The 14,943-nt window shown below is 33.9% G+C and carries 12 protein-coding genes; 5 read left to right on the top strand and 7 right to left on the bottom strand.

The features are described from left to right. Positions 1 to 18: 18 nt before the first annotated feature. From tilS to ACUSJC_RS04245, 4 genes are all read right to left on the bottom strand, one after another. The gene (tilS, locus tag ACUSJC_RS04260) at positions 19 to 1,332 is read right to left on the bottom strand and encodes a tRNA lysidine(34) synthetase TilS (RefSeq protein WP_449268317.1); all 1,314 of its coding nucleotides are present in this window, start codon (positions 1,330 to 1,332) and stop codon (positions 19 to 21) included. 96 nt (positions 1,333 to 1,428) lie between these two features. Then, entirely contained in the window at positions 1,429 to 2,772 is a 1,344-nt protein-coding gene (locus ACUSJC_RS04255; RefSeq protein WP_449268316.1) for an anthranilate synthase component I family protein, read from the bottom strand. A gap of 227 nt (positions 2,773 to 2,999) precedes the next feature. Beyond that, positions 3,000 to 4,403 (bottom strand): dihydrolipoyl dehydrogenase, encoded by a 1,404-nt coding sequence (gene lpdA / locus ACUSJC_RS04250; protein WP_449268315.1) that lies wholly within the window; start codon positions 4,401 to 4,403, stop codon positions 3,000 to 3,002. Positions 4,404 to 4,507: 104 nt separating this feature from the next. Then, positions 4,508 to 4,966, bottom strand: a complete 459-nt coding sequence (locus ACUSJC_RS04245; RefSeq protein WP_449268314.1) for an Lrp/AsnC family transcriptional regulator — start codon at positions 4,964 to 4,966, stop codon at positions 4,508 to 4,510. 157 nt (positions 4,967 to 5,123) lie between these two features. Here ACUSJC_RS04245 and ACUSJC_RS04240 point away from each other — a divergent pair, with 157 nt between their 5' ends. Beyond that, positions 5,124 to 6,326 carry an aminotransferase class I/II-fold pyridoxal phosphate-dependent enzyme gene (locus ACUSJC_RS04240; protein WP_449268313.1) on the top strand — a complete coding sequence of 401 codons (1,203 nt, stop codon included), beginning with the start codon at positions 5,124 to 5,126 and terminating at the stop codon, positions 6,324 to 6,326. A 146-nt stretch (positions 6,327 to 6,472) separates the two neighbouring features. Here the strand turns inward: ACUSJC_RS04240 and ACUSJC_RS04235 are convergent, their stop codons facing one another. After that, the gene (locus ACUSJC_RS04235; protein WP_449268312.1) at positions 6,473 to 7,147 is read right to left on the bottom strand and encodes a hypothetical protein; all 675 of its coding nucleotides are present in this window, start codon (positions 7,145 to 7,147) and stop codon (positions 6,473 to 6,475) included. 128 nt (positions 7,148 to 7,275) lie between these two features. On the opposite strand from ACUSJC_RS04235, the gene ACUSJC_RS04230 reads away from it, so the two are divergent. The 3 genes from ACUSJC_RS04230 to ACUSJC_RS04220 are packed head-to-tail and all read left to right on the top strand — an operon-like array spanning position 7,276 to position 11,206. Further along, positions 7,276 to 9,654, top strand: coding sequence for a TonB-dependent receptor (locus ACUSJC_RS04230; protein ID WP_449268311.1), 2,379 nt, complete (start codon positions 7,276 to 7,278; stop codon positions 9,652 to 9,654). A gap of 2 nt (positions 9,655 to 9,656) precedes the next feature. Continuing rightward, a complete protein-coding gene (locus ACUSJC_RS04225; RefSeq protein WP_449268310.1) occupies positions 9,657 to 10,496 on the top strand; it encodes a DUF4249 domain-containing protein in 840 nt (279 codons plus the stop codon). Between the two features lie 47 nt (positions 10,497 to 10,543). Further along, positions 10,544 to 11,206: a thiamine diphosphokinase gene (locus tag ACUSJC_RS04220; protein ID WP_449268309.1), complete on the top strand. Its 663-nt coding sequence runs from the start codon at positions 10,544 to 10,546 to the stop codon at positions 11,204 to 11,206. Here ACUSJC_RS04220 and ACUSJC_RS04215 read toward each other — a convergent pair. After that, the gene (locus tag ACUSJC_RS04215; protein WP_449268308.1) at positions 11,203 to 12,372 is read right to left on the bottom strand and encodes a M28 family peptidase; all 1,170 of its coding nucleotides are present in this window, start codon (positions 12,370 to 12,372) and stop codon (positions 11,203 to 11,205) included. The two genes, ACUSJC_RS04220 and ACUSJC_RS04215, sit on opposite strands and share 4 nt — an antisense overlap. A gap of 77 nt (positions 12,373 to 12,449) precedes the next feature. After that, the gene (locus ACUSJC_RS04210) at positions 12,450 to 12,839 is read right to left on the bottom strand and encodes a hypothetical protein (protein WP_449268307.1); all 390 of its coding nucleotides are present in this window, start codon (positions 12,837 to 12,839) and stop codon (positions 12,450 to 12,452) included. Positions 12,840 to 12,948: 109 nt separating this feature from the next. Between ACUSJC_RS04210 and uvrB the strand changes: the two genes are divergently transcribed. Then, positions 12,949 to 14,937, top strand: coding sequence for an excinuclease ABC subunit UvrB (gene uvrB, locus ACUSJC_RS04205; protein WP_449268306.1), 1,989 nt, complete (start codon positions 12,949 to 12,951; stop codon positions 14,935 to 14,937). The last annotated feature ends 6 nt before the right edge of the window (positions 14,938 to 14,943 follow it).

Genomic DNA, 14,943 nt, shown 5'->3' with positions numbered 1-14,943 from the left:
GAGTTTTGTTGTAAACAATTATTGCTCTAATTCTATTTTCAATATCTTTAAGGTATCTGAATGCACTACAAACCGTTCGTCAGCTCTTTTTCCGATTACCCAAATAATTTCGTTTGTTGCAGAAACTAATAACCACTGGTTTTCTTTATCAAAAAGTGAATATTTTTCGTCTTTAAAATACTTACTCAGTTTCTTTTTTCCTTTCATTCCACTTGGGAAAAATGCATCAGCTTCTTCTCTTTTTCGAATGATTAACGGAAAACTTAATTTATCTGCGTCTACAAAGATAGTATTGTTATTAAAATTTGCGATATGTTCAATGGGTTCCAAAGTAAGTTTTAAGGGAACTTTAAGAGAACTTTGACCTTCTGTAACAGAATATGCTTCCTTTTTTGCTTCGCTAATCACAGAAAGCATAAGATGTTCTCTATTTTTAAGCAAAATATGCGTTGGCGAAACAATTCTCTTTCCGGTTTCGGCATCTACCAAATTGTAAATATCTTGCCAAGCAGTAAAACCAAAATCTTTCAACCATTGGTACAAATACAACTGATAATTGGGTAATCTTTTGATATATTCTACCGCTATAGAAACCGTTCCGTTTTCATCAATTGCTATCAGTTCAGCAATAGTATTTGCCGTTGTTTCCTGAATTACGGCTTGTGTTTGCTTTAAATAGTCTTGCGTTTTAATGAAATTATCCAAAAATGTAGGATGTAATTCTTTTAATAACGGAACAATATGATGTCTGATTTTATTTCGTAAATATTTATCGGAAGCATTACTGCTGTCTTCTCGCCATTCAATGTTATTTTCTTTAGCATACTCTAAAATTTCCTGACGCGAAAAGGGTAACAATGGTCTCAAAATAGTATCATTCACCTCCGGAATAGCAATTAACCCGTCTAAACCACAACCCCGACTCAGGTTAATGATAAACGTTTCCAAATCGTCATCGGCATGATGTGCCGTAACCAAATATTGAATATTCTGAGCTTGCATTTCCTTTTGAAACCAATGATAACGCAATTCGCGGGCAGCAACTTGAATAGTTTGTTTATGTTGTTTGGCATATTCCTCGGTTGCAAAATGTTTTACTTTAACCGGAATTTGATGGGTTTGAAAATATTGGGTTACAAATTGTTCGTCGTCGTCACTTTCTTCGCCTCGCAATTGAAAATTACAATGCAAAACGGAAAATGAATACTGTAATTGCTGAAACAAATGAGCCAAAACCATGCTGTCTACTCCTCCACTTACGGCAATGCAAAATCGGCTTTCTTTTAAGAAATGGAATTTATTTTGAATATGGTTTTGGAATTTTACTAACATCTTTCAAAAGTAACTATTATTTTAAAACATTGGTCTCGACTCCGCTCGACCTGACAAAAAAATGATATTGACTTGATTAGAATTAGATATTTTACCCTATTTACCTAAAACCTCAAACATAGCTTTAGCCTTTAGTAAACATTCTTCATATTCTTGTTCTGGAACAGATTGTGCTGTTATGGCACTTCCTACAGAGAAAGAAACATACTTATTTTTGGCATTGTATAAAATACTTCGAATAACCACATTGAAATCAAAATCGCCATTTGGTGTAAAATAGCCAATAGTTCCGCTATACAAACCTCTTTTTGTTTCTTCTAATTCTTCAATGATTCTCATCGCCGAAATCTTGGGTGCTCCGGTCATGCTTCCCATCGGAAAAGTAGATTTGATAATTTCTACCGGACTAGTCGCGAGTTCAACTTGAGAAACAACCGTAGAAATCATTTGGTGCACTTGTTTAAAAGTGTAAATTCCACATAATTCTTCCACTGCTACGCTTCCTTTTGTAGAGGTATGCGATAAATCGTTGCGAACCAAATCGACAATCATGATATTTTCGGAACGTTCTTTTCCGTTTTGTTCCAAATCAGCTCTTAACACGCTATCTTCTTCAAAATTGGCTCCACGCCTCGTGGTTCCTTTTATGGGTTGCGAAATTATTTTGGTTTCTTCCTTTCTCAAATAACGTTCGGGTGATGCCGAAAGTGCATACTGTTTATTGTTTTTTAGAAAAGTGGCAAAAGGTGGCTGAGAAATAGCATTTAGTTTTTGGTAAATTTCTAAAGGATTTATTTGAACACCATCGGCAAAGAATTCCATACAAAAATTGGCTTCATAAATATCGCCTCGATGAATGTAATCTAACATCTTTTGAACTTTTTCCAAATACTTTTCTTTAGAAATTTGTTGGTTGATTTCGACTGGCTTAGGTTGACTATTCTCTAAATTCAAAGCTTGTTCATTGGTTCTCGACTCTACCTCGTCAAGCTCGGTACAAGCTGCTCGAACTGACAAAATATCGTTAAAATCATATTCCATTTCGTCATCCACAAAGTGTAAATATTGAATTTCCAATTGGTTTCCTTTTAAAAGAAATACTTTTTTGGGCTGAAAGAAAAATAAATCCGGAAAATGTAAACCATCAAAATTATGAGATTCCAATTGCTCCACATCGTTTTTTAAATCATAGGACAAATACCCGAATAACCAATCTTTTGTTTGTGATTGATATTGATGTAAATCATCAAAAGCATTATGAGAATCAGTTTGAATAGAAGTAAAAGCTTCAACTGCCAAAATACAATCAAAGCTGGTATATTTTTGCTCGTAATTATTAGAATCTAAGTAAACGACTTCTCTAAATTGGTTAGCCCAATACAATAGCTTTTGCTTAAAAAGTAAAGGTTCGTTTATGGTTTTAACAACAGTTGTTCTCAAAGTAAAAATTTGAATTACAAAGTAAAGAAAGTTTTAAAAGTCGACCAAAGTTTTATGAATAACTTATTAGCCCCGATTGAAGCAAACTACCTTGTAGTGCGAAAAGCGGGAACATGGAACACAAAGATGCGCTACATTTTTGCTCTTAAAAAAAAGAAAACCTAACAAATTAAAAATCTGTTAGGTTTTTTATTAGAATCTGAAACAAGTTCAGATTGACATTTTTGTTACACGTGTAATGCTCTGTTATCAGTAGCAGCTAAAGCAGCTTCTTTTACAGCTTCTGCAAATGTAGGGTGAGCGTGTGACATTCTTGAAATATCTTCGGCACTAGCTCTAAATTCCATAGCGGTAACGGCTTCTGCGATTAAGTCGGCACAACGAGCACCAATCATGTGAACCCCTAAAACTTCGTCAGTCTTAGCATCTGCTAAAATTTTAACGAAACCGTCAGTATCTCCTCCTGCTCTGGCTCTACCTAAAGCTTTGAAAGGGAAACTTCCTGCTTTGTAAGCTACACCTTCTGCTTTTAATTGCTCTTCTGTTTTACCAACAGCGGCAACTTCCGGCCAAGTGTAAACTACTCCGGGAATTAAGTTATAATCGATGTGTGGTTTTTGACCTGCTAAATATTCGGCTACTAAAACACCTTCTTCTTCTGCTTTGTGTGCCAACATTGCTCCGCGAATTACATCACCGATAGCATAAATATTAGGTACAGAAGTTTGTAAATGATCGTTTACTTCAACCTGACCTCTTTCTGTCATTTTTACTCCGGCTTTGTCAGCATTTAATCCGTCAGTATACGGACGACGACCTACTGCTACTAAACAGTAGTCTCCTTCTAATGATACTTCATTTCCTTTAGCATCATCTGCCTTAACAGTTACGGTTTCGCCGTTGCGAGTTACTTCTTTTACTTTGTGAGAAGTATAGAATTTCATTCCTTGTTTTTTCAATACTTTAGTCAATTCTTTTGACAAAGCAGCATCCATTCCCGGAATAATTCTGTCTAAATATTCTACTACTGAAACTTGAGCTCCCAAACGCAAATACACTTGACCTAACTCAATTCCGATAACTCCTCCTCCGATGATCACTAAATGTTTAGGAACTTCCGGTAATTTTAAAGCTTCTGTAGAAGTGATTATTCTTTCTTTATCAATTGAAATGAATGGTAAAGTTGATGGTTTAGAACCTGTTGCAATTATGATATATTTTGATTCAATTACTTCTGAACTACCGTCGTTTTTAGTAATTTTAACTGAAGTAGCACTTTCGAATGAACCTACACCTTCAAAAACAGTTACTTTGTTTTTATCCATCAAATATTTTACACCACCTGATGTTTGATCTACTACTGCTTGTTTGCGTTCGATCATTTTTGCTAAATTAATTTTTATATCACCTGCCACTTCAATACCGTGATCAGCAAAATGTTGTAATTCTTCATAGTGATGAGAAGACGCTAATAAAGCTTTTGAAGGGATACAGCCTACATTTAAACAAGTACCACCTAATGTTGAATATTTTTCAATGATTGCAGTTTTAAAACCTAATTGAGCGCAACGTATAGCCGATACGTACCCGCCTGGACCAGAACCAATAATGGTTACATCAAATTGACTCATTTTTTGGAAATATTTTATTAATATTAGTAGTTATATGATTTATTGATTACAAAAGTAACGCTTTTTGCATTAATAGGTGTGAATTTATTGGTAATTTATTATACCTAAAACTTAAAAGCGGTACTGTTTTTTACTTCGCCAATCATAAAAGTACTATGCGTACTTCCTATATGCTGAATGGTTGTTAATTTGGTCACCATAAACTCCCGGTAAGCTTCCATATCTTTAACGAAAATCTTTAAAATATAATCATAATCTCCACTTACGTGATAACATTCTAATACTTCATTGATCTTTACTACTTCTTTTTCAAACTGAGAAATAATATCGATATTGTGCTGGGTTAATTTGATATGACAAAAAACTACAAAGTTTTTTTCTATCTTTGATTTATCTAATAGAGCGACATATTTATTAATAACACCTTCGCGCTCTAATTTTTTAATACGCTCATAAACAGCCGTAACCGATAAATTTAATTTTACGGACAGCTCTTTGGTTGTTTTTTTGGTATCGGCTTGTAGTAATTCCAATAAGCGTCTATCAATACTATCTAACTTCATATTTCTTTGGTTTTCTTGTTAAAACTAAACTTTAAAAAGAACTAAAAACTATTTTCATACAAAATTATAGTTTTTAATACCATATTTTACATTTTATATTGAAAAATAAATTATAAATAGTGAATTTTGAGCTACAAAAACTAAACAAACTAATACTATGAGTACTTTTAATCCGGCTGATAATATTCAGGATTTACAATATTTTGGCGAATTCGGAGGTGTTAATCCTTCCATTTCAGATAGTTCAACTTATACTTTCCTTTCTGCTAAAACCATGTTTGATACTTTTGAAGGCAATGCAGAAGGTTGTTATTTATATTCTCGTCATTCTTCTCCTTCAAATTTGTATTTAGGACAAGCACTTGCTGCTATGGAAGGAACCGAAGCTGCTAATGTTGCTGCATCAGGAATGGGTGCTATTACTCCGGTTTTAATGCAATTATGTGGTGCCGGAGACCACATTGTTTCGAGCCGAACTATTTATGGCGGAACCTATGCTTTTTTGAAAAATTTTGCTCCAAAATTCAATATTCAAACCACTTTTGTCGACATTACGAAACTGGACAAAGTTGAAGCTGCCATTACGCCTAACACTAAAGTTTTATATTGTGAAACGGTTAGTAATCCGCTTTTAGAAGTTGCCGACATTGAAGGTTTAGCAAAAATTGCTAAAAAACATAACCTGAAATTAGTAGTTGACAATACTTTTTCTCCGCTTTCAGTTGCACCCGGAAAATTAGGTGCTGATGTTGTTATTCATAGTTTAACTAAATTCATCAACGGAAGTAGCGATACGATAGGTGGCGTAGTTTGCGGAACGCAACAATTTATCGACGACTTGCGTAATGTAAATGATGGTGCCAGTATGCTTTTAGGACCAACAATGGATAGTTTACGAGCTGCTAGTATTCTGAAAAACTTAAGAACATTGCATATTCGTATGAAACAACATAGTCATAATGCTATGTATTTGGCTCAAAAATTTGAAAAAGACGGATTAAAAGTAGTTTATCCCGGTTTAGAAAGTCACTCTAGTCATAAATTATATGCTAGTATGATTAACCCAGAATATGGTTTTGGCGGTATGATGACTATTGATGTAGGTTCTTTAGACAAAGCCAATGAATTGATGGAATTAATGCAAGAAAGAAATTTAGGGTATTTAGCAGTAAGTTTAGGTTTCTATAAAACATTATTTAGTGCTCCCGGAACTTCAACTTCTTCTGAAATTCCTTTGGAAGAACAGCAAGAAATGGGATTAACCGATGGTTTAATTCGTTTTTCAATAGGTTTAGATAATGATATTGAACGTACTTACCAGATGATGAAGCAATGTATGGCAGAGTTGAATATTCTATAATATATTGAAAACACTATAAAAATTAAATCCAATTACAAAAACGTAATTGGATTTTTTTATAATGGAATACATTTATTTGTTTTCTTCTGATAAATGAAATAATTTCACATTTAAAACTGAATCAAATAATTTGCAAAAAAACTGGATTATTTCTCGGTCATGGGTTTAATATACTCAATAGTAAATTTGGCAGAAACACCTGTTTTTAAGTTCCAATCATTTGCAGTGATTAAATTGTTATTTGCATCATAAATAGCAAAATTTGCAGTATTAGGTCCTGCTAAACCTTGATTGAGTGCCATAATAGCAACTAAATTATCACCTTCTCTAAGGTTAATTATATAAGTGTTGTAATGCCCTTCTAAAAGTTCGTTAGAATACATTGTTTCGGCATTCAACAAAATCTTTACCCTGTCACCATCAGGATCCATATAATCTCTCATCTTAATAATAATAGATGGTGTACGAACAACAAATTTCCCAAAGAATACATCTTCCCAGTTTCCATCTCTGTTGATTTCTCCGTTTAGTTTATCTTTTACCTCATCTCCCGGATTTTTGAAATCATTTGATGTATCAAAAACACTTTTTGCTTCTTCTTTTTTATTCAAAATAGAATAGCGCTTTAAAATGTTACTATCATTATTTTCAAGCGGACTTTTATAATCCAAACTAGGTAAAGAACTATCAAAAGAGTTGGAGTTTGTGCCTGTAGAATTAGGCAACTTCAACTCAAACTTTAAAGGTTGTTTTTTAGTGTCGATTTGGGCAAAAACCGAAGCTGTTATCAAACAAAATAAAATTCCTAAATGATTCCTCATCACTATCAGTTTTTAAGACAAAGCTATTGAATGGCAAATAATTTCACTACAAATTAACCAATGATTAACAATTATCATGAAACAAAAATTAAAAATTTTCGTCTAATTTGCATATCAAAAAATATACCATGTTCACAAACTTTAGGCAAGTTAGCATTTTTTTAGTTTTTTTACTGAGTTTCATTGGATATTCCCAAGAAAAATTTACTATTAGCGGAACTGTAAAAGACAGTTTATCAGGCGAAACACTTATCGGTGTAACCATTGCCATTCCGGAGCTGAAAACCGGAACGACCACAAATGAATATGGTTTTTATTCCTTAACACTTCCTAAAGGAGAACATACCGTTTGGGTAAGTTATATCGGTTTCAGTGATTATTATCAAAAGGTTTCTTTAAACAGTAACCAAAAAATAAACATCAATTTAAAAGAGTCTTTACAAGATCTTCAGGAAATTGTAGTAACCGATAATCCGAACAGAGTAATTATCGACAAACCCGAAATGAGTACGCATAAAATTACGGCCGCTACTATTAAAAAAATGCCTGCCGTAATGGGAGAAACCGATATTTTAAAATCTATCTTAACCTTGCCCGGAGTGACCAACGCCGGTGAAGGGCAATCGGGATTTAATGTTAGAGGCGGTGCTGCCGATCAAAACTTAGTTTTATTAGATGAAGCTACGCTTTACAATTCTTCACACTTATTTGGTTTCTTCTCTGTTTTCAACACCGATGCTATCAAAGATATTAAATTGTATAAAGGCGGAATTCCTTCTCGTTTTGGCGGAAGAGTAGCTTCCGTTTTGGAAATTTATCAAAAAGACGGAAACAATTCCGGTTTTCACATGAATGGTGGAATTGGTTTAATCTCGAGTCGTTTGCTAGCAGAAGGTCCTATTGTGAAAGACAAAGGTTCGTTCTTAGTGGCCGGAAGAAGTTCGTATGCCCATTTATTTTTAAAATTAGCAAACAATGATAATTCGGCTTATTTCTATGATTTGAATACCAAATTAAACTATCAGTTAAACGACAATAACAGTTTATATTTGTCGGGTTATTTTGGTCGAGATGTTTTTAGCTTGAGCGATAGTTTTAAGAATACTTATGGAAATTCGATCTTAAACCTGAGATGGAATCATTTGTTTTCGGATAAATTATTCTCAAATCTTTCACTTATTTATAGTGATTATTACTATGGTTTGACCTTAAATTTTGTTGGATTTAATTGGGATAGCGGAATCAAAAATTACAATTTAAAATACGATTTCAAACACTATCTTTCCGATAAAACCAAACTCTTTTACGGTGTTAATGCTATCTATTATGATTTCAATCCCGGTGAAATTAATCCAACCGATGATTCTTCCGGTATAAATCCGGATAAATTGGCTAAAAAATATGCTTTTGAACCTGCTTTTTACATTGATTCCGAACAAAAAATCTCTGAAAAATTGAGTGTGAACTATGGCTTACGCTATAGTTTGTTTTACCGATTGGGAAATGAAGAAATTAACCTTTACGAAAACAATCAGGCAGTAGTTTTCAACGAAGACTTTCAGATTTATGAAAAAGCGACTCCAATTGGCACCAAAAAATATGGTAAAAACGATATTATTTCGCAATTTGGCAATTTAGAACCTCGATTGGCTTTAGCCTATACTTTAAACGAAAAAAGTTCCATTAAAGCCAGTTATAACCGAATGGTTCAATATTTACATTTAATTTCTAATACGCAATCTCCTACTCCATTAGATGTTTGGACACCAAGTGATGATTACTTGAAACCTCAAATTTTGGATCAAGTTGCCTTTGGCTATTTTAGAAATTTTAAAAACGGTGCGTATTCCTTAGAAGCTGAAACTTTCTTCAAAAAAGTTAAAAACCGATTGGATTATATTGATGGCGCTGATTTAATTGCTAATGACGATATTGAACAAGTAGTCTTAAAAGGAGAAGCCAGAGCTTATGGTTTAGAACTTTTAGTTCGAAAAAACAACGGAAAATTAACCGGATGGCTTTCGTACACTTTATCGCGTTCGGAGCAAAGAACTCCCGGAAGAACAGCCGAAGAAACCGGAATTAACAATGGCGAATGGTATAAAACAGGTTGGGACAAATTGCATAATCTTTCGGTTACTTCCATGTATCAACTTAATGACAAATGGAGTTTTAGCAGTATTTTCACCTTACAAAGCGGACAACCGGTTACCTACCCTAACGGACAATACCAATACCAAGGAATTATGGTTCCGACGTATGGCTTACGAAATGAAAACCGATTGCCAACGTATCATCGCTTAGACGTTTCGGTTACTTTGGTTCCCGAAAAAAATAAAAACAGAAATTGGTATGGCGAATGGGTTTTCGGAATTTATAATATTTACAGCCGAAAAAATGCAGCTTCTATGAGTTTCAGACAAAATCAAGATTCCGGAAATAACGAAGCCGTTCGTTTATCTATTTTCGGAATTGTTCCTAGTGTAACCTATAATTTTAAATTTTAATTATGGTAAAAATTATCTTGAAAATAACCACTTTTTTAATCCTTTTAGCAGTAACGCTTTTTACACTTATTAGCTGTGAAGACGTTGTTACTGTTGATTTAGAAACTGCCGAACCTAAATTAGTTATCGATGCTTCTTTAAAATGGCAAAAAGGAACTACCGGAAACGAACAAACCATCCTTCTTTCCACAACAGCCGGCTTTTATGAAGATAATGTTCCGGCAGTTACCGGCGCAACGGTTTTTGTAACCAATGAAAACAATGACGTTTTTACCTTTACTGAAATCACAAATACAGGCGAATATTTCTGTGACTATTTTGTTCCCGAAATTGATCAAACGTATACCTTAACGGTTATTTATAATGGTGAAACCTATACCGCTACAGAAACACTTAAAGAAGTTCCTGCCATTACTAACGTAGAACAAGATAATAATGGCGGATTTACGGGTGACCAGATTGAAGTAAAATTCTTTTATAGCGATATTCCTAATGTGGATAATTACTACTTGATACAATTCAACACCAGTATTACTATTTTATCGGAATATGATGTGATTAGCGACGAATTCTTTCAAGGAAATCAAATGTTTGGCTTATATACCGACGAAGATTTAAATTCAGGCAACACGGTTACTTTAACACTTCAGGGCATTTCTGAAACGTATTACAATTACATGAATATCTTATTAGGCATTGCAGGTTCTAACGGTGGTGGTCCTTTTCAAACACCGCCAGCAACAGTTAGGGGTAACATTGTAAACCAAACCAATTTTGATAATTATGCTTTAGGTTTCTTTAGATTATCGGAAACAGATACTATGGATTACGTAATTGAATAATTATTGTTTAATTTCGTAATTCTAAATCTGTAATTCTAAATTGTAAAATGTCTTCACATCACATTGTTCGCGACGATCAGGAACCTGCTTTAATAATTGCTAACGGAGCTACTTGCAGCAAAGAGCTTTTGGGGCAACTTTTAGAATGGTCACCATTTGTCGTGGTTCTGGATTCGGCGATGGATAGAGTTTTAGAGCTAGGAATTAAAGTTGATGTTTTGCTAGGAGATTTTGACCGAGATTTTGATCCCAATTTTTACAAAGATGCTCAATTTCCTCTTGAAATTATTCATACTCCGGATCAAGATAAAACCGATTTAGAAAAAGCTTTTGACTTCTTGATTGAACGCGGTCATAAAGCTGTTAATGTGATTTGGGCTACCGGAAGAAGAGCTGATCATACCATTACGAATATTACCAATATTGTTCGCTATAGAAATATTCTAAAAATTGTAATTCTAGACGATCATTCTAAAATATTTTTATTGCCTGAAAAATTCCAAAAGTGGTATCCTAAAAACACTCCGCTTTCGCTTATCCCAATTGGAAAAGTAAGTGGAATTCATTCTACAAATTTATTTTATCCGTTGCAGAATGACGAACTCACCATTGGTTACAGAACCGGAAGCAGCAATCATGTTTCCGAAGATGGAATAGTTGTTATTGAACATCAAGAAGGTGATTTATTGCTTATGGAATGCTGGGATTAATCCTTTACAATTTTTACAGAAACTGTTTTTCCCTCCGATTCTAATCGCAACAAATACATTCCTTGTTTAAAATGGCAAAGTTCTAGTGTTTCTATAATTTTAGGCGATTGAAATTCCTCTGCTTCAACTAATTTTCCATTGGTATCAAAAATTGACACCTGAGTTTTTTTTCCGATGAATGTTCCAAAATTAATATTCAGATAATCTTTTGTCGGATTGGGAAAGAAACTGATTTTATACTCATTATCAAAATCAGATGTTTTTAGACTAGTTACTGCCACTGCAAAATGCAACATAGCACCAACTGCTGCTTTTGCTACATTAAAATTATAAACCAGATCCATATTTACTAACAAATCGGAAGAAGTGTGAGGGCGAGACGATTCGTTTGTTTCATAAAATCCGGTGATTACTTCATTATTGTCTTCAAAAGGCATATAATCAGAAGCATAAGCATACGATAAGTTAGTATTTAATGGAGAATATAGTCCAACACAAGTTATCAATTCATTTGTAATCGCAGTTGATGCCGCATTATTTGTTGTTGGTGAACTTGTATCTCTTTCACATGTAATGGTATTATTTACCATTCCTGCAACTCCGCCAACTTCATCTAAATTAAAAACCAGTTTTATATTCATTTTAGGATTTGTCGCATTAACAACGTTGCTAACATAATGCTGACTGCCTATTAAACCATCTTCTTCTCCGCTAAAATGAATGAATTTTATGGAATACTCTGTGTTTATATTTTGTAACAATCTTGCTACTTCTAAAATGGAAACCGTTCCGCTACCATTATCATTTGTTCCTGTTCCTACAATACTATCATAATGCCCGCAAATAATAACATAAGTATTAGGATAAACGGAACCAACCTTTGTTACAATCAAATTTTTACAAGTATAGCTTCCGTTAGTAAAAATATCTTCTTGCATTTGACCTGCTGCATATCCATAATCTAAATATTTATTTACTAGCCAATTGTAAGTATTTTCTAAAGGTTGAGTCCCTCTTCTTTTCACTCCAAGAGCTTCAAATTCTGTCAAATTATCTGTAATATTGGTTTGAGAAGTTTGGTTCACAACATCGGCATAAGCTTGAATGAATGTTTGGGAAAAAGAAAAATAACTAATCAATAAACAAAAAAATAATATTCTTTTCATTGGTACTCGGTTAAGCTTTTGGTTGTTACAAATATAAAATTTTATCTAATAATTTTTAAAATTATAACCAAACATGATTATTCTTTCTTCATTCCCACATTTAATCCCCATTCCATTTTTTGTTTAGTATAGAATAACAACTCATTTTGCCTTTTAGGATTAAAACGAGCGACAACAGCCGTCATATCAATTTCATTTTTTTCATCTGTTAGCTTTGGAATAAAAATGATTTTGTGCTTTTCCTGCGTCCAAGTTCCATTGCCTTTAAAATATTCGTCTTGACTATTTTCTCTATTTATATTTCTGTGAATCAAAATTTTATAAATATTACTCTCTTTTAATTCCAAAGTATATTCCAATAATTCACCTGCTTGAGCTTCAATTTTTCGATAATACTTTCCCTGAAAATCCTGCGCCAAAATAAAATGAGAAACAAATATAAATACGAATGCGTAAAAAAAATTCATAATCACTTCAATTGAGTTTCTACTTAAATCACAATAAATATGCCAATAGAATAAATTTATCTTTTAAACTTCGTAACTTTATAGCTTTATAAAATTGCACTTATTTTAAATGAAATTCCAAGTCGTATCTGAATACAGTCCAACGGGAGACCAACCGCAAGCTATTAAAAAATTATCCGAAGGAATTATTAGCGGAGAAAAGTACCAAACACTTTTAGGGGTCACCGGTTCCGGGAAAACGTTTACTGTTGCTAATGTTGTTCAAGAAGTACAACGTCCAACTTTAGTTTTGGCGCACAATAAAACATTGGCAGCTCAATTATATTCGGAATTCAAACAATTTTTCCCCAATAATGCAGTGGAATATTTCGTTTCCTATTACGACTATTACCAACCCGAAGCTTATATCCCGGTTACAGGAACGTACATTGAAAAGGATTTATCAATCAATGACGAATTAGAAAAAATGCGTCTGAGTACAACTTCTGCTCTACTTTCGGGGCGAAGAGATGTTTTAGTTGTCGCTTCTGTTTCGTGTTTGTATGGTATTGGAAATCCTGTGGAATTTCAAAAAAATGTGATTTCGCTAGACAATGGTCAGGAAATTTCGCGTACTAAATTATTACATCGTTTGGTTCAAAGTTTATATGCCAGAACGGAAGCCGAATTCACTCCCGGAACTTTTAGGATTAAAGGTGATACGGTAGAAATTTTTCCAAGTTACGCAGACGAACCGTTCCGAATTCACTTTTTTGGAGATGAAATTGAAGAAATTGAGGCTTTTGATGCCAAAACTTCTCAGGTTTTAGAACGCTACGAAAAACTAAATATTTATCCGGCTAACATGTTCGTTACTTCTCCCGATGTTTTACAAAAAGCTATTTGGGAAATTCAACAAGACATGGTGAAACAAGTCGATTATTTTAAAGAAATCGGCAAACATTTAGAAGCCAAACGATTGGAAGAACGTACCAATTTTGATTTGGAAATGATTCGCGAATTAGGCTATTGTTCCGGAATTGAAAACTATTCTCGTTATTTAGATGGAAGAGCTCCGGGAACACGTCCGTTCTGCTTATTAGATTATTTTCCCGATGATTTTTTAATGGTTGTTGATGAAAGTCACGTTACTATTTCCCAAGTTCATGCGATGTATGGCGGTGATAGGAGTCGAAAAGAAAACCTAGTGGAATATGGTTTCCGTTTGCCTGCCGCTATGGATAACCGTCCGTTGAAGTTTGAAGAATTTGAAAGCTTACAGAATCAAGTAGTATATGTTTCAGCAACACCGGCGGATTATGAATTAAAAAAATCGGAAGGAATTTATGTAGAGCAAGTCATTCGTCCTACCGGTTTATTAGACCCTATTATTGAAGTGCGTCCAAGTGCTAACCAAATTGATGATTTAATCGAAGAAATCCAATTGCGTTGTGAAGCGGACGAACGTGTTTTAGTAACGACTTTAACCAAACGTATGGCGGAAGAATTAGCCAAATATTTAACCAAAGTTGCCATTCGTTGTCGCTATGTTCATAGTGATATTGACACTTTGGAACGTGTAGAAATCATGCAAGATCTGCGTAAAGGTTTATTCGATGTCTTAATTGGTGTCAACTTATTGCGTGAAGGTTTGGATTTACCTGAAGTTTCTTTGGTCGCTATTTTAGACGCCGATAAAGAAGGATTCCTACGCAGTCATCGTTCGTTAACGCAAACCGTAGGTCGTGCAGCACGTAACGTAAACGGAAAAGCGATTATGTATGCGGATAAAATCACGGATTCTATGCAACGAACTATAGATGAGACCAATTATCGCAGAGAAAAACAGATGAATTATAACAAACAACATAATTTGGTTCCTAAAGCACTTAAAAAGTCAATTGAAAATGCTTTAACGAAAAACAATTATGTAGCATCTAATTTTGTAATCAAAGCGAATATTGCTGCTGAAACGGAAACAGGTTATCTTTCGAAATCGGAAATTGAAAAACGAATCAAAGACAAGCGAAAAGCAATGGAAAAAGCGGCAAAAGACTTAGATTTTATGCAAGCCGCCAAGCTTAGAGATGAAATAAAAGCATTACAAGACAAGTTGTAAAGCACA

Source organism: Flavobacterium sp. U410 (assembly GCF_053570605.1).
This window is presented reverse-complemented; position numbering and strand designations above follow the sequence as displayed.

What these genes read in the sequence shown, in the direction of transcription:
- ACUSJC_RS04235 (WP_449268312.1), bottom strand. Translation starts at nt 7,147, where the DNA reads ATGAGGAATCATTTAGGAATTTTATTTTGTTTGATAACAGCTTCGGTT.
- ACUSJC_RS04240 (WP_449268313.1), top strand. Translation starts at nt 5,124, where the DNA reads ATGAGTACTTTTAATCCGGCTGATAATATTCAGGATTTACAATATTTT.
- ACUSJC_RS04225 (WP_449268310.1), top strand. Translation starts at nt 9,657, where the DNA reads ATGGTAAAAATTATCTTGAAAATAACCACTTTTTTAATCCTTTTAGCA.
- ACUSJC_RS04220 (WP_449268309.1), top strand. Translation starts at nt 10,544, where the DNA reads ATGTCTTCACATCACATTGTTCGCGACGATCAGGAACCTGCTTTAATA.
- ACUSJC_RS04215 (WP_449268308.1), bottom strand. Translation starts at nt 12,372, where the DNA reads ATGAAAAGAATATTATTTTTTTGTTTATTGATTAGTTATTTTTCTTTT.
- tilS (WP_449268317.1), bottom strand. Translation starts at nt 1,332, where the DNA reads ATGTTAGTAAAATTCCAAAACCATATTCAAAATAAATTCCATTTCTTA.
- lpdA (WP_449268315.1), bottom strand. Translation starts at nt 4,403, where the DNA reads ATGAGTCAATTTGATGTAACCATTATTGGTTCTGGTCCAGGCGGGTAC.
- ACUSJC_RS04245 (WP_449268314.1), bottom strand. Translation starts at nt 4,966, where the DNA reads ATGAAGTTAGATAGTATTGATAGACGCTTATTGGAATTACTACAAGCC.
- ACUSJC_RS04210 (WP_449268307.1), bottom strand. Translation starts at nt 12,839, where the DNA reads ATGAATTTTTTTTACGCATTCGTATTTATATTTGTTTCTCATTTTATT.
- ACUSJC_RS04230 (WP_449268311.1), top strand. Translation starts at nt 7,276, where the DNA reads ATGTTCACAAACTTTAGGCAAGTTAGCATTTTTTTAGTTTTTTTACTG.
- uvrB (WP_449268306.1), top strand. Translation starts at nt 12,949, where the DNA reads ATGAAATTCCAAGTCGTATCTGAATACAGTCCAACGGGAGACCAACCG.